Annotated in this window: 17 protein-coding genes; 13 read left to right on the plus strand and 4 right to left on the minus strand. The window is 63.8% G+C overall.

From position 1 onward, the window contains the following. Nucleotides 1–186: 186 nt before the first annotated feature. The 3 genes from GJR99_RS14355 (at nt 187) to GJR99_RS14365 (ending at nt 3,176) form a co-directional block, all read left to right on the plus strand. The gene (locus GJR99_RS14355) at nt 187–588 is read left to right on the plus strand and encodes a DUF5518 domain-containing protein (RefSeq protein ID WP_151113322.1); all 402 of its coding nucleotides are present in this window, start codon (nt 187–189) and stop codon (nt 586–588) included. A 120-nt stretch (nt 589–708) separates the two neighbouring features. Next, complete coding sequence (locus GJR99_RS14360; RefSeq protein ID WP_151113324.1) at nt 709–1,977, plus strand: PQQ-binding-like beta-propeller repeat protein; 1,269 nt, start codon at nt 709–711, stop codon at nt 1,975–1,977. Next, nucleotides 1,974–3,176 (plus strand): outer membrane protein assembly factor BamB family protein, encoded by a 1,203-nt coding sequence (locus tag GJR99_RS14365; protein ID WP_151113326.1) that lies wholly within the window; start codon nt 1,974–1,976, stop codon nt 3,174–3,176. The genes GJR99_RS14360 and GJR99_RS14365 overlap by 4 nt, the downstream gene beginning before the upstream one ends. Nucleotides 3,177–3,187: 11 nt before the next feature. Here GJR99_RS14365 and deoC read toward each other — a convergent pair whose 3' ends face one another. Further along, on the minus strand, nt 3,188–3,826 hold the full coding sequence (deoC, locus tag GJR99_RS14370; RefSeq protein ID WP_151113328.1) for a deoxyribose-phosphate aldolase: 639 nt from the start codon (nt 3,824–3,826) through the stop codon (nt 3,188–3,190). Between the two features lie 66 nt (nt 3,827–3,892). On the opposite strand from deoC, the gene GJR99_RS14375 reads away from it, so the two are divergent. The 7 genes from GJR99_RS14375 to GJR99_RS14400 all read left to right on the plus strand — a co-directional run bounded on the left by GJR99_RS14375 (nt 3,893) and on the right by GJR99_RS14400 (nt 10,020). Next, nucleotides 3,893–4,705 (plus strand): DUF63 family protein, encoded by an 813-nt coding sequence (locus GJR99_RS14375; protein ID WP_151113330.1) that lies wholly within the window; start codon nt 3,893–3,895, stop codon nt 4,703–4,705. 150 nt (nt 4,706–4,855) lie between these two features. Then, nucleotides 4,856–5,641 (plus strand): TrmB family transcriptional regulator, encoded by a 786-nt coding sequence (locus GJR99_RS14380; RefSeq protein WP_151113332.1) that lies wholly within the window; start codon nt 4,856–4,858, stop codon nt 5,639–5,641. Between the two features lie 81 nt (nt 5,642–5,722). Further along, nucleotides 5,723–6,103, plus strand: coding sequence for a DUF7344 domain-containing protein (locus GJR99_RS17985; RefSeq protein ID WP_449405221.1), 381 nt, complete (start codon nt 5,723–5,725; stop codon nt 6,101–6,103). 175 nt (nt 6,104–6,278) lie between these two features. After that, nucleotides 6,279–7,193, plus strand: coding sequence for a carbohydrate kinase family protein (locus GJR99_RS14385; RefSeq protein ID WP_151113334.1), 915 nt, complete (start codon nt 6,279–6,281; stop codon nt 7,191–7,193). 99 nt (nt 7,194–7,292) lie between these two features. After that, a complete protein-coding gene (locus GJR99_RS14390) occupies nt 7,293–7,817 on the plus strand; it encodes a hypothetical protein (protein WP_154326006.1) in 525 nt (174 codons plus the stop codon). A gap of 55 nt (nt 7,818–7,872) precedes the next feature. Next, nucleotides 7,873–8,601, plus strand: a complete 729-nt coding sequence (locus tag GJR99_RS14395; protein WP_151113336.1) for a nucleoside phosphorylase — start codon at nt 7,873–7,875, stop codon at nt 8,599–8,601. Between the two features lie 9 nt (nt 8,602–8,610). Continuing rightward, nucleotides 8,611–10,020, plus strand: coding sequence for a universal stress protein (locus tag GJR99_RS14400; RefSeq protein ID WP_151113338.1), 1,410 nt, complete (start codon nt 8,611–8,613; stop codon nt 10,018–10,020). A 38-nt stretch (nt 10,021–10,058) separates the two neighbouring features. Here GJR99_RS14400 and GJR99_RS14405 read toward each other — a convergent pair whose 3' ends face one another. Next, nucleotides 10,059–11,288, minus strand: a complete 1,230-nt coding sequence (locus GJR99_RS14405; protein ID WP_151113340.1) for an NAD-binding protein — start codon at nt 11,286–11,288, stop codon at nt 10,059–10,061. Between the two features lie 155 nt (nt 11,289–11,443). On the opposite strand from GJR99_RS14405, the gene GJR99_RS14410 reads away from it, so the two are divergent. From GJR99_RS14410 to GJR99_RS14420, 3 genes are read left to right on the plus strand one after another with little or no spacing between them, the layout of a single operon-like run. Further along, complete coding sequence (locus tag GJR99_RS14410; protein WP_151113342.1) at nt 11,444–12,649, plus strand: potassium channel family protein; 1,206 nt, start codon at nt 11,444–11,446, stop codon at nt 12,647–12,649. Then, a complete protein-coding gene (locus GJR99_RS14415; RefSeq protein ID WP_225317644.1) occupies nt 12,646–14,052 on the plus strand; it encodes a potassium/proton antiporter family protein in 1,407 nt (468 codons plus the stop codon). Before GJR99_RS14410 ends, GJR99_RS14415 begins: the two co-directional genes overlap by 4 nt. Before the next feature lie 26 nt (nt 14,053–14,078). Next, complete coding sequence (locus GJR99_RS14420; protein ID WP_151113344.1) at nt 14,079–14,342, plus strand: ubiquitin-like small modifier protein 1; 264 nt, start codon at nt 14,079–14,081, stop codon at nt 14,340–14,342. A gap of 85 nt (nt 14,343–14,427) precedes the next feature. On the opposite strand, the gene GJR99_RS14425 is transcribed toward GJR99_RS14420, so the two are convergent. Both GJR99_RS14425 and GJR99_RS14430 read right to left on the minus strand, forming a co-directional pair. Then, the gene (locus GJR99_RS14425; protein WP_151113346.1) at nt 14,428–15,507 is read right to left on the minus strand and encodes an SDR family oxidoreductase; all 1,080 of its coding nucleotides are present in this window, start codon (nt 15,505–15,507) and stop codon (nt 14,428–14,430) included. Beyond that, nucleotides 15,504–17,069 (minus strand): succinic semialdehyde dehydrogenase, encoded by a 1,566-nt coding sequence (locus GJR99_RS14430; protein WP_151113348.1) that lies wholly within the window; start codon nt 17,067–17,069, stop codon nt 15,504–15,506. Before GJR99_RS14430 ends, GJR99_RS14425 begins: the two co-directional genes overlap by 4 nt. Nucleotides 17,070–17,075: the final 6 nt, after the last annotated feature.

Below are 17,075 nucleotides of genomic sequence, written 5' to 3' on the forward strand. Positions count from 1 at the left end.
CGACGCGGTATCCACCGAGACTGTGAGTCACCCACAGTCGGAGACTCCGACTCTCTGGCCACGACACCACCGTTCGTCGACTCACCGATTTCGGAGTTTCAGCAGTCAGAGATACTCTCTCCGCCGGAACCATCCGTGAAAGTGCGAATATAATTCATGCTTTCAGACGCTGTATATTGACTCGCTATGGAACTTAGTGTACGCGCAATCGCATACGGCTTCGGTGCAACACTCGTCGTCGGTTTACTCAGTGGTCTCACTGTTCCGTTTACGAACATGACGCTGCCGACGATTGGATACGTCCTCACCGGGATTATCGGTGGCCTCGTCGCTGGATACGTGGTGACGACTGGAACGACTGATGGCGCAATCAACGGCCTCGTCGCGACCACACTCGGTGGTATCTTCGTCGCAATCGGGTTGGTGCTGTTCAACATCCTGTTCACAGGCCTGTTCTTCGGCCTGACCACGTTCGCGGCGTCCATCGTCATCATCGTCCTCGCCGGCGTCCCCGGTGCACTCGGTGGCGCACTCGGCAGCATGATGAAGAACCGCTCTGCCGAACGTGCTGGCCGCCCCGCGGCCTGAGTAGAAACGGCGAGATTCCCACCTAACTCTGCATTTTTCGAGCGCTGAACTGTTCAGCGCTCGCCACCCAACTCTCCCGACGACAAGCTACTTGTCATCGTGTTGTGAACTCGTACGCACATGAATTCACGCGGTACGCCCTCCAGCAATCGCGACTCCGAGCGACGAGGTTCGTCACCGTCGTCACGCTCTCTCCGGCGACGTGACGCGCTTCGACTCGCCGGGTCGGGTGCGGTTGCCGGCCTCGCCGGGTGTCTCGGCGGCGACGACGCAGCGTCCGACGATTTCCCCGAAGGCGTCCAGTTCGACGCCGACTGGCCCACGTACGCCCACGACGACGCGAACACCGCGTTTCTTCGTGAGGGGCGTGCCGTCTCGGACCCCGTCGTCGAGTACGAAGCGGCGTTCGGGATGCCGACGTGGGAACCGGCGGCTATCGGGTCTGTCGCGTACACCGCCAGCGACCCGATTCACGTCGTCGACGCCGCTGCTGGCGAGGAAGTCGAAGTCGTTCCCGGCGACGGGTGGACGACGCCCGCCGTCCTCGATGGGTCGCTGTACTCGTCGGGCGTCACCCATCACGGTCCGCGTCGAATGGGCGTCTACCACGCCGAAACTGGCCGCGACTTCCGCAGTCTCGAACTCCCTGCCGCACCGACGACTGCTCCCGCCTTCTCCAACGACCGCGAGACGATGTTCCTCGGCCTCAGAGACGAGCGAGTCTGCGCCGTCGACCTCGACTCGGGCGAGGTGAAGTGGACCAGAGGGCTCTACGGTGCAGTCCAGCGCCCACTCGCAGTCAACCGATTCGTCTTCGTCGTCACCGAAGGCCAGCGTCTCTACTGTCTCGGTGCGGACGGAAGCGGGTACTGGCAGGCACCGCTCGAAACTGCCGAACCACAGCCTCTGGTCGTCGGAGACGAACGAGTGTACGTTGCGGGGTGGGACCGCATCGCCGCACTGGAAATGCGGAACGGTAGCGTGGTCTGGGAAGACGACGAGGGTGTCCACAAGCGACTCGCCTTCGACGGCGAGCGACTGTACGCCTCGAAAGGCGACCTCGTCGCCCTCGACGCGGCGACCGGCGAAGAACGGTGGTCCTACTCACCCAGCGAGGGAACGTCGGCGGCGAGCATCGCAGACGACACCGTCTACGTCGGCACCGGCGAAGGGCGGTTGGTCGCGTTGAAACAGGGAGGAACCGACGTCCTCGGAGACCGTGAACGGTGGTCCACCGAACTCGGAAGCTACGTCGGTCACTCGGTCGCCTGCACCGACAGACGAGTGTTCTGTCCCGTCGTCCGCGACGACGGACTGATGAGTCTCACCGTCGTCGCCGACGCGTCAGTCGCGGGGACAGCGGCGACCGCAGGAGGTGAAGCAGCGTGAGGCTCTCCAGACGTGACGCGCTCAAGGTGGTCGGTGTCGGTACGCTCACCGGCCTCGCCGGCTGTCTCGGCGGCGACGACGACGGTTCGACCGGCGAGGGGCGGGCCGACTGGCCGCATCCCAACTTCTCACCGCAGGGGACGAGTTACAATCCCCGCGCGACCGGCCCCTCCTCGAAACCGAGTGAAGCGTGGGGCGTCGAAGTCGGGGCGTTGGGGGGCACCCGACCGACAGTGTACGACGACACCGTCTACTACGCGACGGGCAAGCGACTTCGGGCGTTCGCCGTCGAGGACGGCACGGAGCGCTGGTCGGTGACCGTCGAGTCGAATAGCGGATTTCGGTCGCCGGTGACCGTCGATTCCGACCACGTCTACATCGGACAGACCGGCGCGAGAACGGGCGTCCTCGCCTTCACCCACGACGGCGAGGAGGTGTGGCACGCGCCGACCGAATCGAGCGTCTGGGCACCGATACTGCGTTCGACCCCCGACCAGGACCACCTCTACGTTGCCGACACCGCCGGCTACGTCTTCAGAGTCCGTGCGAGCGACGGCAGAGTCGAGTGGCAGACCCGAGTCTTCGGGCCGGCAGTGCAGTTGGCCGCGCAGTGGAACGGGTTGGTCGTCGGAACTGAAGCAGGAGAGGTCACCGCCCTCAACGACCCTGGGACAGAGCCGACAGGCATGTGGCGGACGAAACTCCCAGGGTCGATACAGGCACTTGCTATCGTCTCTGGCCGTGACGTCGTCGCAGGAGTGTTCGGGGCGGGTGTTGCCCTCCTGCGAGGGAGTGCGCGGGCCGGTCGGATTGGATGGCATCGAGAAGAATCATCGCCGCACCGGTCGGTCACCGTTGGCCCGGACCACGTCTTCAGCACCGACGGAAGCGGCATCCACGCCTACGACGAACGGGACGGGTCTCCGTCGTGGAAGGCCGACGGTGACTTCTTCGCTCCGCCCGCCGGTGCAGGCGACACCATCTTCGTCTCCGATACGAGTGACGACGGCGGTGTCGTCGCCTACGACCGGTCTGGAGGAATCGGCGTCGGGAGCGCCCGCCTCGGGAATCACCGATGGGAGTACGCACTCGACGGCGGTGCCGCGACGGGGCCGACACCGGCCCACGACTCGCTGTTCGTCGTCGAATCGGGCGGGCAAAACGGACCGGCGAGATTGGTCGCGTTACGGGTCGAATAGAAGAACAGACGTTATTCGGCTGGCGCGCCCGAGACGATTTCGACGCCCGAGGAGGCACCGATTCGCTCGGCACCTGCTTCGAACATCGCCAGCGCGTCCTCGTACGAACCGACGCCACCGGACGCTTTGACGGGGAGGTATTCGGCCATGAGTTCGACGTCTTCGACCGTCGCACCGCCATCGGCGAATCCGGTCGAGGTCTTGACGAACGCGGCGTCCGCCTCTTTCGCGGCCTCGCACGCACGGCGTTTCTCGTCTTCGGTGAGGAGTGCCGTCTCGATGATGACTTTCACCGGGATTGGGACGGCGGCGACGACTTCCGAGATATCTTCGGTGACCACGTCGTCTTCGCCCGCTTTGAGTCGGCCGACGTTGATGACCATATCCAGTTCGTCGGCACCGGCCTTCCACGCGTCGACTGCTTCTTCGTGTTTTGCGGCGGTGGTGTTCTGGCCGTGCGGGAAACCGATGACCGTCGCGAGGACGACGTCGGGAGCGTATTCGGCCGCTTCTTCGACGTAGCACGGCGGGATACAGGCGTTCATCCCCCACTCGTCGGCCTCGTCGAGGACGGCTTCGACGTCTTTCATCGTCGTCTCGGGTCCGAGGACCGTGTGGTCGATACGGGGCGCGAGGTCGTCTCGATTCATATTCGGTGGTGGAGACGGCCACCTAAAGAACGTAAGGCTTTCACGCCGCCCCGTTGGGCCTCCTGCATGGCCATCCTCCCCGAAGGATTCGCGCTTCCCCCACTGCCGTATCTCGTCGTCCTCGTCGCCGGTCTCGCGGGCATCACCGTCGGCGTGGTCAGAAGACGTCCGTCTGTCACCGACGAGCACGTACTCGCGCTCGTCCCGTGGATGGTGTCGGGGTCGGCGCTCCACGTGTTGTACGTGGCTGGATTGCTCCCGCCCGTCGTCGAACCGTTCGGTGGGACGCCGGCAGTCTATCTCAGTGTCGCCGTTCTCGCCGGCGGAACCTACCTCGGACTCGACGTCGCCGGCGAAGCGACGCCACGGAACCTCGCAGTTCCCGGTCTCGTCTTCGCAGGCGGACTCGTCGTCCTCGCAGTCGGAACCGCTCTTGCCGCCGGGACGCTGGCACCGCTCTGGCCGACCATCGCACTCGTCGTCGCAGTGCTCGTCACCCCGGCGACGTGGGCAGTGATGACCCGAATCGACCCCCAAGTGACGGCGGCAGGCACACTCGGCGTGCTCGCCGTCTTCGGCCACGCGCTCGATGGCGTCTCCACTGCCGTCGGCGTCGACGTCCTCGGGTTCGGTGAACGAACCCCGCTGTCGCGAGTCATTCTCGAAGCGGCGGGTGCACTCCCGACGGCAGACGTCATCGGTGTCGGCTGGCTCTTCGTCCTGGTCAAACTCGCGGTTGCAGGCCTCGTCGTCGGACTCCTCGCCGACTACATCCGCGAGGAACCGACCGAAGGCGCACTGCTCTTGGGTCTCGTCGCGGCCGTCGGTCTCGGCCCCGGCGTCCACAACCTGCTGTTGTTCGCCATCACCGGTGCCTGACCGGCGGTACAGTTATACAATCCAGTTTCGGTGCTGTGCGACCCGCGTCCCCCGACGACGACTAAGCACCACTCGTTCAGCGGTTCTCCGTGTTTTCAGATTGCTGAAGTTTGGTGAGAACTATATGTGGGTCCCAGTCGTATCATTTCCATGCCAGATTTCACCCAAGAACAACTCGAAGCAGAGAGTGCGAGCCTGTTCCAACAACTCGGGCTCAGCGAGTACGAAGCGTACGTTCTCGTCTACCTCTTTCGACTCGGAGTCGGAACTGCGAAAGACATCGCCGACATGAACCACGTTCCTCGAACTCGCGTGTACGACGCAGTCGAGTCGCTCTACGAGGCGGGACTCGTCGAGATCCAGTACACGACGCCTCGAAAGTTCAAACCCGTCTCTCGGGAAACTGCGATTTACAAACTCGAAGCGCGACGCGAGAACACCATCACTCAGTTGAGTGAACGTCTCAATCAACTGGAACCCGTAGAACAGCGCCCCGAGGAACTCGGCGTCTGGACGGTCACGGGCCGAGACGCCGTCGCCGGTCGTGTGTTCGAGTACGTCGACGGCGCTGAGAACGAACTCATCTACATGACTGTCGACGAGTTGCTCACCGACGACCATCTCGACCACCTCAAAGACGCCGAAGAACGCGGTGTCGACATCTTCATCGCTGGTATCTCTGCGGACGTACAGGAACGAATCCAGGACGTGATTCCGACGGCCACGCTCTTCGAGACCCTCTGGGAGTGGTCGGACGCCGGGGCTGGGAGTCTCGTCATCACGGACAAACGGGCTGCCCTCGTGAGTGTCCTCGTCGACGGTGATACGGTGGACGAAGTCGCAATCTGGGGCAGTGGTGAACAGAACAGTCTCGTCGTGGTCCTTCGCGCAATCTTCTCGTGGCGACTCGCCGAGAACGACTCTGGGGCGGATTGAGTAACTGACTCCCACGGACCAGAACCCTGTTGTACCGAAGTGGGTGAACAACGCTGTCTTTCTTATTTCCGTTCGAATTCGATGGTGGTGGTGGCCGTGACAGACTCACTCCGAACGAGAGACCGGGTTGCCGTGTCCGATATCCTCGGGTATCCGCCTCGTACTCTCGCCCTTACTATACTGAGAGACTGGGGGACCCCGATGAATCTCGACAGGTTGTCGAATCGTGTTGCCGACGGTCTATCGGGCAACGCTCTGGGTCCGACCGCATCGACTGAGAGAAAAATCGCGATTCAACTACATCACACGCATCTTCCTCTCCTCGACGACGCGGGTGTGGTTAGCTACGACCCCAACGAGCGAACGGTCACGTCGATAGACGAAGCGCGACTCGACGAGCTCCTGGACCTGGGGCGACAACTGCTCGAGTCGCTTCAGCGCGAACAGTTCAGGACGGTGTGACGCCCCACTCGATATTTTCACCGAACCGCGTCCCCGACGGACGCATTACGTCTCCGACGACACGTCACGTACTCGACGGACCCATTACGTCCCCGACGACACGTCACGTCCCTTGCGAACACAATACAGAGAGCCGGGACAGTTATTTGCGCGGCGAAACGACTCTCGGAGACGTATGTCCCGTGTCATCTGCGCCGGTCACCTGAACTGGGACGTCACCCTCCGCGTCGACGCACTCCCCGAACCCGACGGTGAAGCGACGGTCGAATCACACGTCGGTGCAGGCGGTGGGAGCGCCGCCAACGTCGCCAGTGGCCTCGTCGGATTAGACGTGCCGACGTCGCTCCTCGGGAGCGTCGGAACCGACGAACACGGGCGGGCTGCCGTCGCCGAACTCGCGTCGAAAGGCGTCGACTGTCAGTACGTCGTCGACGTCGACCACGGCCCGACGACTGTCAAGTACATCGTCGTCGACGCGTCGGGCGACGTGTTCGTCCTCGGGTCACCCGGCGTCAACGAGTCGTTCGAAGCAGACGACTTGCCGGCCGACGCACTCGCCGCGGCAGACCACCTCCACCTGACGAGTCAGTCGCCTGCGACGGCCGCCGCGCTCGCCCGACTGGCGTCCGAAGTCGGGACGACGGTCAGTTTCGACCCCGGTCGGCGCATCGGCGACAGAGGCTACACCGACGCGCTCCGGCTAGTCGACTTCGTCTTCCTCAACGACCGTGAGGCGGCGACTGCACTCGGTGAGGCCGCCGAGCACAACCATTCCGATACCGGTGGTAACGGTGGCGCGGTCGGTGACGCACTCGACGAGACGACGCTCGTCATCAAACACGGCCCGAAGGGGGCAGAAGTCCGCGACGGCGACGAGCGACACGTCCATCCCGGCTATCCCGTCGACGCAGTCGATACGACCGGCGCAGGCGACGCGTTCGCCGCGGGGTTCATCGCCGCACGATTGGAAGACCGAACCTACGAACGGGCGCTGGCAATCGCAAACGCCTGTGGTGCGCTCACTGCGGCGGAACCCGGCGCACGGACCCAACTGAACTGGCGACGGTTAGACGACCTTCTCGAACGCTGACGACGCGTCTGTCCGTTTCGTGCGTTCGTCTCGGCCAGAAATAATATATTTCGAGAACGGCCCAACCAATTTTATCCTTACGGCCCAATCCTCGAGACGATGTTGGACCAGGTGTCGGCGGTGAGTGCCGCGTTTGGGGTCCTCTCGAACGCCGGCACACTCGCTGGGCGATTGGCGCTCGGTGCCCTCGTCGGACTAGCGGCCGCTATCGTGATGGACATCCCGATGTGGCGTCAAGAAGAGGGCTTCACGCCCGCCTACATCGCCGCGTCGGTGATTCGGCGGACCGGCCCCGAAAACGTCGATTTCCTCGACGCGAATCTCGTCCACCACGTCGCAGGAGTCCTCTCGGGTGTCCTCTACGCAGGCGTCTACCTGCTCGTCGACGCCGTCATTCCAGAGCTTCCGGTCGGCGGCGTCGACTTCACACCGCACCTGATTTCGATGCTCGTCGTCGTGGTGAGTATCTACTTCCTGTTTTCGTACTTCGTGTTGCCACGCGCAGGGCGCAGTATCTACGAAGAGCGGGCGACTGCCGTTCGAGGGCAATGGCTCCGTTCGTCGCTCGTCTTTGGAGTGGCGCTGTTAGTTCTCGGTCCCGCGGTGTTCGCCGGTCTCGCGTAACGACGCGGCCTCTGCGAACCGCGGCGTTTTTGCCGCCGACACGAGTGGGTCGACTATGGCAAAACAGCCCCATCTCCTCGTCGAAGAGGGCGACGTAAACGACATCGCGCTCATCCCCGGTGACCCTGGCCGTGTCGACCGTATCGCAAAGCAGTGTGAGAACGTCGAAGAAGTCGCTGAGAACCGCGAGTACAAAGTCGTCAACGCAGAGTACGAGGGCGTTCCGCTGACCATCTCCTCGACGGGTATCGGCTGTCCGTCGGCCGCAATCGCGCTCGAAGAACTCTCCCGCGTCGGCGTGGAGACGTTCATCCGCGTCGGCACCATCGGCGCGCTGCAGGAAGATATCGAAATCGGTGACATGATAGTCGCGACGGGCGCGGCCAAAGAAGAAGGCACGTCCAAGCGCTACGAGTCGGAAGTCTACCCGGCGGTCCCCGACTACGACGTCCTCACGTCGCTCGTCGACGCGGCGGAAGCGAACGACGAAGACGTACACGTCGGTCCCATCGTCTCCGACGACGCGTTCTACAACGAGTCCGACGAGTACGTCGAAGACTGGAACGCCGCAGGCCTCCTCGCCATCGAGATGGAGGCGGCGACCGTCTTCTCGCTCGCCCGCCGGAAGGGTCTCCGCGCCGGGGCCATCTGTACGGTCGATGGCAACCTCGTCGCCGGCACGCAGAAGGGTGCCGACTCCGACGAAGAACTCCCCGAGAAGGCGAAGAACAACGTCGAGCGCGCCATCAGCATCACGCTCGACGCCGTCACAGACCTCGCGTAACGACGCGCAGTGGACATCCGACAGTTACCGGCCCGCGTCGTCGCACGCGTCAGCGACCTCCGCACACGGATTCGGCGGATGGAGCGGCGCGAAGCGGTCGCGTTCGGTCGGTGGATAGAGAACACGAACAACCTGCTGCACCTCACCGTCTTACTCGTCATCCCGCTTCTCATCGCGGGTGTGACGTTCGTCTCGAACGCGGTGAGCACGCTCTCGTTCCTTCTGTTCCCGCCACTCGCCTCTGGGTCGTACACGCTGTTTTCCGACCCGGAAGGTCAGTATGCGTCGCCGGTGAAGTTCGTCCTCGCACTCACCGTGGGCGCACTCTGTGGCCTCGTCGCCTACGGATTCACCACGTGGTTCTACGGGCCGACGGGAACTGCAATCGTCCACCCGTCGTCTGCTGCACTGGCAATCTTTCTCGCCGGTGCCGCGACGTGGGCACTCGACATCGAAGCGCCCTCGGCGTTCTCGACGGCGCTGTTGACGCTCGTCACTGGAGAGGTGAATCCAGAAGAGTACGTGGTGAGTATCTTTTTCGCGAGCGTCGTCATCGCCATCGTCTTCGCGATATGGCGCGACGAGTTCTACGAACGCCGTGCCGAGTATCTCTACGGCACTGTCACGGGCGACGACCACGTCCTCGTCCCGATGCGAGGCGAGACGGCAGAACGGACCGCCTTCTTCGCTGCCAAACTCGCCGCCGCGCACGAAGCAGGGAAAGTCGTGCTCTTAGACGTGCTCTCGCCCGACGAGGCCACAGCGGGAGGGTCCACAGAGGAAGACGTAACTGACGTTACCGACGCCGCGGTCGAACGACTCGAACGAAGTGCACACCACATCCGGACGCGTCTGGGAGTCCCCGTCGAAGTCGTCGTCGCTCGCGGCGACCCACTCTCGGCGACTGTCGAAGCGGCCGAGAACACGAACTCGGACCTCGTGGTGACGCCGTACGAAGAAGACCGAGGACTGTTGTCGGATTACGTCCGAGACCTGTTCGGCGGCAAGTACGACACCGTCGCGTTTCGGTCGGTCGGAGCGTCGTATCGCTGGGACCGTATCCTCGTGCTCGTCGCTCGGCCGGGTGACACTGCCCACGGGATGATAGACTTCGGAACTCGGTTAGCCGGAAAGACGGGGAGCGTGAGCGTCACGACCTGTATCTCCGCAGAAGTCGAGCGTCGGCGGGCGGAGTCGAAACTCGCGAACCTCGTCGAGACGGTCGATGGCAACATCGAGACGCGGGTTGCTCGGACCGACGTGACGAAGTTTATCACCTCGAACGCCGAGTCGTACGACCTCGTGGTTCTCGGGTCGAGTGGAGAGCGGTCTAGCGCGTCTCGGTTCATCGCGCCGCCGACGTTCGAACGCATCAGAGAGATCGACTGCGACGTCGCCGTCTTCGACCGCGGGAACTAATCGCAGAGAACTACTCACCGGGAACTACTCGACGAGAACTACTCGCCGCCGTCGTCGGCGGTTCCGGTAGAGTCACCGGGAGTGCTGGCATCGGTGTCGGCGTCCGATACCATCTCGTCGGGTTGCTCTTCGAGGAGTCGTTCTTCGACCGTCTCGAGTCCGCCGCCACCGATGGCAGACTCTGCGAGGAAGTGACCACCGAGTGCGGCCGGACTGATGACCGTGTTCGCACCGGCGCGCCGGAGTTTCGGTTCGTTTTCTCGCTGTGTCGCCGCCGCGACGATGTGGATGTCGGGGTTGAGTTGCCGAGCAGTGAGGATGGCGAGTGCGTCTTCGGCGTCGTTGTTGGTCGCGACGATAGCCGAGCGAGCGACTTCGACGCGGGCGCGTCTGAGCGACTCTTCGTCGCTCGGGTCGGCGGTGAACACGTCGTAGCCTCTGTCAGAGAGACGCTGTGCTCGCTCTGCGTTCGGCGTGACGATGAGTACGTCGGCGCGGTCTTCGAGTTCTTCGAGAATCGGTTCGGTCAGTTCCCCGTGTCCGAGGACGAGGACGTGGTTGTCGAGGATTTCGAGTTGTGATTCGGTCATGCGTCCAAGTGCTTTGGTGAGTCGTGCTTCGATGGCGGGCGTGAGAAGGACACCGAGCGCCACTGCGAACGTCGCGACAGTGAGGAGTAGGGCCGTCATCCCGAACAGTCTCGCCACCGCCGTCTGCGGGTAGATGTCTCCGTACCCGACCGTACTGCCGGTGACGAGCGCGAAGTAGAACGCGTCGAACAGCGTGTCGATACCGTTGAACTGCTCGCGAAGGGCGTATGCTCCTGCTGTGGCGTAGGTCTGTGCGCCAGCGATGGCCAAGAGTGCCGACAGTTGTGTGAGGTTGAGGTCGAGGTCGCGGTCGAACGCGCGGTAGTTGAGCGCGAGGAGGACGAAACTGATGACGGAAAAGCCGATGAGTGGCAACGCGCGTTCTGGCGACTGGATGAGTCCCTGTGCGGCGGAGACTGGCAGGAGGATGACCGACGAATACCACGCCGAGCGGAGGCGGCGTCGAAGGCCGTAGACGCTGACGAGGAGCAGGAACCCGGTGAGTGTGCCGGTGAATCCCGCCGTGATGCGAATCACATCGGGAACGACCGATGCGAGCACCCCGCCGGTCACGGGCGAACTGATGTTGATGATACCAGTCGCTGCCGAGAGGATGGCGACGATGAACACCGTCGTTACTGTCGTCCGAGCACCGACCCAGTCGCGTACCGACACCATGTCGCCAGCATGTCTGCGTGGCACACGAAAAAAGGGTTGGAAATCGGCCGAATACGACGAAGGAACAGAGCGCATCTGTGACCCACACCACGGTCACGTGTGACTGTCTCACGAGCGCCGGCACGCATTTATCTCGTCAGTGAGTGAATTGGGCTATGGCTTCACTCCCTGTCGAAGTTGTCTACGGGTTGTACTTCGGCATCCTCACGGGACTCGTCCCTGCCGCCGTCGCGTGGCTCTTCGGGTTCGGATTCCGATACGTGACAGGGGTCACCATCCCCGGCCTCGCAGTCGTCGTCTTCAGCGTCGCTATCGCCGGGGCGAGTGGCGGCCTCATGGCCCTCACCGACCCGACGATTACTCAATCGGACAACCAGGTTCGGTTGACCGTCGCGCTGTTGGTCGTGTTGATGGGCGCGCTCTACGCGCACAATCGTGGAGACGCGTTCGCCAACGAGATTCCTCGCAAGATGTCGCTCCGGAAACTCACCGAGCGGACGCTCTCGACCGACGTCGTCGAACTCGTGGGTGGGCGCGGACAAGTTCGCGTCACCGTCACGCGAGAGGTCGACGATATCGAGGGCTACCCACCGGTCCCCGTCGAGGTTCGAAACGGCATCCGCGACGGAGAGTGGACGTTCCCGGCGGACATCCCGCTCGTGGAACTCGAATCGCGGTTCGCAGACCGCCTCCAGACCGAGTTCGACCTCGTCGCGGTGGAAGTCGAGATAGACGAACAGGCCCGTGCCACCGTCGCTGCGGCCGCTCCCCTCGGCGGCCTCTCGAAGCGCCTGCCTGCCGGAAAGCGTGCCGTCTCGCTCGAAGCACTCGTTCCGACGGGTCTCGCGACGGGTGACGACGTCGTCGTCACGACAGACGAGGGGACCGTCTCCGGGAACGTCGTGGGCGTCGATTCGGTCGCAGAGGCGGCCGACAAAGACGACGAAGATGACGACGACGCACCGAAAGCGGCACCCCGTGCACCGACTGCAATCGGCGGGGAGGGCCGCGTTACGGTCGCAGTCGACAGACCCGACGTGGAGTCGTTGCTCGGAAGCGACTCGAAGCAGTTCGTCGTCAAATCTCGCGGTGTCCGCCGTGAGTTCGAACTCGTCTCACTGCTCCGACGGGCAGGAAAACGGTTCACGAGGGTTTCGGTGGGTGAAGACGGCCCACTCGATGGTGTGACACTCAGAGAGGCGAGCGTCCGCGACAGATACGGCGTCGCCATCCTCGCCGTCCGACACGGTGGGACGTGGACGATTGCACCGCGCGGCGACCAGGCCGTCTCGGCCGGTGATACGGTGTACGCAGTCGGGTCACGAACCGACCTCGACGCGTTCGAGGAGGAGATTGCATGATGGCCGGCCTCGCAGTCGTCGACCTCGTCGCGGCCGCAGTCGGACAGGTGTCGGTCCCATCGTCGAGCGACCCACTCGTCAGAAACGTCCTCCGTGTCATCGGACTCATCGTGGGTGCGTTCCTCGCGTCGGGCGTCGCCGCGCTCACGTATCGGTGGTACACTCGGGAGGTCATCCCGCGAGCACTCGCCGTCCTCTTTGGGGCGTCGGTCGTCGCCCTGTATCTGAACACCGTCGGCCTGTTCGGCGACTTCGTCACTGGAACCGACACCGAGGTGTTCCAACTCGAACGAGTACTGTTCAATACGTCGGCGCTGGCGGGTGCGGCACTCGTCTCTCCGGTCGGTCGAATCGCTGGTGACCGACTCGCGACCGACGTGTTCGCCGTCGCCGGCGCGACGGAACTCGACGCCGACGTCAGCCGTCTCGTTCGCACCGTCGGTCGCGTCCAGACGGTGACTCTTCCCGACGATATCGGCGACATCGAAGGCTACGACCCGGTCTCTGAGAGTATCAAATCACAGTTGAGCGGGAATCGACTCCTGTTTCCACGGCGACTCACCGAGACCGAACTCCGTGAGCGACTCGCCGAACGTGTCAAAGACGACCACGGCGTCGGCCACGTCGACGTCGAGTTCGAAGACGGTGACGTGTCGTATCTCGCTCTCGGGAGTCGGGCCGCCGGTATCGGCCCCACGCTCTCACCTGGGACCGTCGCTCTCGCGATTCACGGCGACCCCGGACCGGGTGCGGCCGCCGGCGACCCAGTGCAGGTGTGGGCAGTCCCCACTGCCGACGAGACAGCCAACGCAGACGAGTCTGGCGGGGCAGAGTCAGCACAGAGCGGAAACGGCGAAGTGAGTCCGAATACCGAGGCCGGACCCCGTGAGTCGAATCCGACACGAATCGCGTTCGGGGAGCTCCGCGGCGTCGCAGACGACGTCGCCACTGTCGCACTCGACGAAGAAGACGCCGAGCGACTGACCGGTGCCGAAACGTATCGCATCGTCACGCTCCCGGCGGACCCACGGGTCGACCGCGAGTTCGCCTCACTCCTGCGGAACGCCGACGAGACGATGGCAGTTACGACGATTCGTCCGGGCGCGGAACTCGATGGGAGACTCGTCTCCGACGTGGAGACGACTGTCGTCGCGATTCGACCGTCGAGTGGGTCGGTCGATGCGATTCCTGCTCGTCGCACCGAACTTCGTGCCGGAGACACGCTCTACGTGGTCGGCAGACCGGAGATACTCCGAAAGGTCGAACGGCAGGCAACGACAGACGAAACCAGCCAGTCTGACGGCGAAGACGACGATTCCGAGACCGGGAGTGGAGGCGACGATAGGACGAACACCCACTCCGAATCGGACGCGACGACGACACGATCGGGGGCGCAATCCTAATGACTACCGAGCGACGAGGCGATAGTATGGAGTGGAAACTGTTCGCTGACCTCGCAGAGGTTGCGGGCGCGCGCACCATCAGCGTGGACGTAGCGGGTGACGCCACCGTCGGTGACGCGCTCGACGCACTCGTCGGGTCGCACCCGTCGCTCGAATCGCGGGTGTACGCCGACGACGGCGAGTTGTACGAACACATCAACGTCCTGCGAAACGGTGAGACTGCCGCGCTGGACGACGACGCACAGCGAGGCGACGAACTCGCGCTCTTCCCACCCGTCAGCGGTGGGTGAGGCGAAAACAGGCGACGAGGAGCGAACTGCCGGCGAGTGGAGCGAACTGCCGGCGAGTGGAGCGAACTGCCGGCGAGTATGGGTTTCAGGCCATCGCGTCCGACCGGACGTCCGGATTTTCCCGAACGAAGGCGACTAACTCCGAGACGTAGGACTCGAACGCTGGCGGTTCGATACCGGTGCCAGCGAGGTGGCTCCGTGCGTTTCCACCGACGTACCGGGTCGGGTGGGTGAAGTACGGCAGGGTCTCCGGTTCGATATCCACGGCCAACCTGAGCGCCTCCCACCGTTCGAGGGCCGACTGCGCGAGACCGACGGGTGTCGGTGTTGGAACACCGACGCGGTCTGTCGCGTCGAGGAGCGCGCCGGTGAACTCCCGAATCGTCGGCGGGTTCGGGTCGCACAACTGGTAGGTGACGTTCTCCGAGCGGTCGAGACTCGAGAGATGGTCGATGGCGTCGACGACGTAATCTCGCGGCACGACGTTCAACTCCGCGGCGTCAGGGTCTCCGAGTCGCGGGACGAGTGCGACGCGGGGTTGGCGGAGAAGCCACCGAATCAGGTAGTACGGACCGTCGTACTTCTGTGTCTCGCCGGTTCGACTGTCACCGACGACGATGGCCGGTCGGTAGACGGTCGCTGGAACGTCGCCCGACTCCATTCGGTCGCGGACGAGCACCTCGGCGCGAAACTTCGTCTCCTCGTAGTGATTGTTGAACGACTGGCCGACGTCGAGGTCTGATTCGGTGAAGACGCCGTCGTATCGGCCGCTGACGTAGCAGGTGCTGACGTAGTGGAGTCGTTCGACGTCGGCCGCTTCGGCGAACTCTAGAACGTGTCGTGTGCCGTCGACGTTGACCGCCTGCCCGAGTTCGGGCGAGACCGCGAGGTCGTAGACTGCAGCGAGGTGGAACACCGATTCGACACGTGATTCGAGGTCGGAACGTGTCGTCGCAGAGAGACCGAGTGTCGAGTCGGTGATGTCGCCTTCGACGAGCGTTACCGTCTCGTTCCAGTGTGGGCCCAGAAGGTCGAACGCGCGTCTCTCGGCCGCGTCGCGGTAGCGTGGTTGGACGAGACAGACGATTTCGTCGGTTCGGTCGGTGAGACGTTCGACGAGTGCGCTCCCGAGAAATCCGGGAAAGCCGGTGAGGAAGACGCTCATGGAAGGACCTCGGCCAGACGTTTCCAGGCGCGGAGTCCGAGTGTCGCACCCGTCGCCCACACCTGTTTTCCGCGCTTCGGCGGCGAGAGAAGGCCCAGTCGCTGGGTGGCGACCGTCTGTGACTCGGTGTACTTCAGGAGTCCGTGCCGACCGTGGCGGCGGCCGACTCCCGAGTCTTTCATCCCACCCATCGGGGCGTCGATAGAGGCCCACGCCGCAGCGTACGCTTCGTTGACGTTGACGGTGCCAGCGTCCAACCGTGCTGCGACCTGTTCGCCACGCTGTGGGCGTGCTGTCCAGACGCTGGCGTTCAATCCGTAGGCCGAGTCGTTGGCGCGGTCGATGGCTTCGGAGACGCTCTCGACTTCGTACAGCGAGACGACGGGGCCGAACGTCTCCTCGTCGGCGAGCGTCATCTCGGGTGTCACGTCGGTCAGAACCGTCGGTTCGTAGAAGTACGGCCCGAGGTCCGGTCGCGCCCGACCGCCAGTGAGAACCGTCGCTCCTTTCTCGACGGCGTCTTCGACGTGGGTGGTGACTTTCTCCAGCAACTCGCGGTCGAGAAGTGACCCGACGTCGTGGCCGTAATCGTACCCCGCATCGAGGGTGAGTCCACGCGTCTCTCGAATCAGTGCGTCGCGGAACTCGTCGGCGACGGTCTCGTGGACGTAGATTCGCTCGATGGAGATACACAGTTGCCCGGCGTTGGCGAAACACCCGCGAACGGCACCGCGGGCGGCCTTCTCGACGTCGGCGTCGTCGAGGACCAAAAGCGGGTTCTTCCCACCGAGTTCGAGCGAGCAGTCGGTGAGGTGGCGACCGGCGGTTTCGGCGACGATGCGGCCGACTTCGGTGCTTCCGGTGAAACTCACGTACGCTACTTGTTCGATGAGCGGTTCGCCGAGACGCGGCCCCTCGCCGGTGACGACCTGAAAGACGTCGTCCGGGAGACCACACTCTCTGAGGAGTTCGAGCGCCCAGAGCGCCGTAAATGGCGTCCCTTCGTCCGGTTTGAGGACGACGGCGTTCCCCGCGAGCAGGGCTGGAATCGCCTCCGAGACGGACAGCGACAGCGGGTAGTTCCACGGTGAGATGATGCCGACGACGCCGACGGGGTGATGATGTTCGACGGTCTTCGTCATCAGTGGAATCGCGCCCGCGCGGTGCGTTGAGGTGAGCTCTCGCTCGGCGATGGTCGTGTAGTATCTGGCCGTCGCGGCGGCGTCGAGGATTTCTTCGAGGGCGTCTGCGCGGGCCTTCCCCGTCTCGCTTTGAATCACGTCGAGTAGCGACTCGCGTCGGTCGAGGAGGGCGTCGTGGAAGCGATGGAAGACGGCGACACGGTCTTCGACGGGCCACGCGGCCCACTCGTCACCCGCGGTGCGTGCGTCGGTGACTGCGGCCTGTACGTCGTCAGGTGAACACAGCGGGACTGTCCCGACGACGCTGTCGTCGTAGGGAGCACGAACAGAGAGCTGCTGTCGGTCCGCCTGTGGGGTGACCAGTCGAGCGAGCGCGTCGAACCGGTCTGTGGAGACGGGAACGGAGGGGGCGTCTGGCATATCACC

The sequence above is a fragment of the Haloferax marinum genome (genome assembly GCF_009674625.1).
Lineage (GTDB): Archaea > Halobacteriota > Halobacteria > Halobacteriales > Haloferacaceae > Haloferax > Haloferax marinum.

Bases quoted from the DNA above. Each gene is read 5' to 3' on its own strand.
- GJR99_RS14430 (WP_151113348.1), bottom strand. From the start codon at position 17,069: ATGCCAGACGCCCCCTCCGTTCCCGTCTCCACAGACCGGTTCGACGCG.
- GJR99_RS14355 (WP_151113322.1), top strand. From the start codon at position 187: ATGGAACTTAGTGTACGCGCAATCGCATACGGCTTCGGTGCAACACTC.
- GJR99_RS14420 (WP_151113344.1), top strand. From the start codon at position 14,079: ATGGAGTGGAAACTGTTCGCTGACCTCGCAGAGGTTGCGGGCGCGCGC.
- GJR99_RS14415 (WP_225317644.1), top strand. From the start codon at position 12,646: ATGATGGCCGGCCTCGCAGTCGTCGACCTCGTCGCGGCCGCAGTCGGA.
- GJR99_RS14360 (WP_151113324.1), top strand. From the start codon at position 709: ATGAATTCACGCGGTACGCCCTCCAGCAATCGCGACTCCGAGCGACGA.
- GJR99_RS14425 (WP_151113346.1), bottom strand. From the start codon at position 15,507: ATGAGCGTCTTCCTCACCGGCTTTCCCGGATTTCTCGGGAGCGCACTC.
- GJR99_RS14390 (WP_154326006.1), top strand. From the start codon at position 7,293: ATGTTGGACCAGGTGTCGGCGGTGAGTGCCGCGTTTGGGGTCCTCTCG.
- GJR99_RS17985 (WP_449405221.1), top strand. From the start codon at position 5,723: ATGGTGGTGGTGGCCGTGACAGACTCACTCCGAACGAGAGACCGGGTT.
- GJR99_RS14405 (WP_151113340.1), bottom strand. From the start codon at position 11,288: ATGGTGTCGGTACGCGACTGGGTCGGTGCTCGGACGACAGTAACGACG.
- GJR99_RS14375 (WP_151113330.1), top strand. From the start codon at position 3,893: ATGGCCATCCTCCCCGAAGGATTCGCGCTTCCCCCACTGCCGTATCTC.
- GJR99_RS14380 (WP_151113332.1), top strand. From the start codon at position 4,856: ATGCCAGATTTCACCCAAGAACAACTCGAAGCAGAGAGTGCGAGCCTG.
- deoC (WP_151113328.1), bottom strand. From the start codon at position 3,826: ATGAATCGAGACGACCTCGCGCCCCGTATCGACCACACGGTCCTCGGA.
- GJR99_RS14395 (WP_151113336.1), top strand. From the start codon at position 7,873: ATGGCAAAACAGCCCCATCTCCTCGTCGAAGAGGGCGACGTAAACGAC.
- GJR99_RS14410 (WP_151113342.1), top strand. From the start codon at position 11,444: ATGGCTTCACTCCCTGTCGAAGTTGTCTACGGGTTGTACTTCGGCATC.
- GJR99_RS14385 (WP_151113334.1), top strand. From the start codon at position 6,279: ATGTCCCGTGTCATCTGCGCCGGTCACCTGAACTGGGACGTCACCCTC.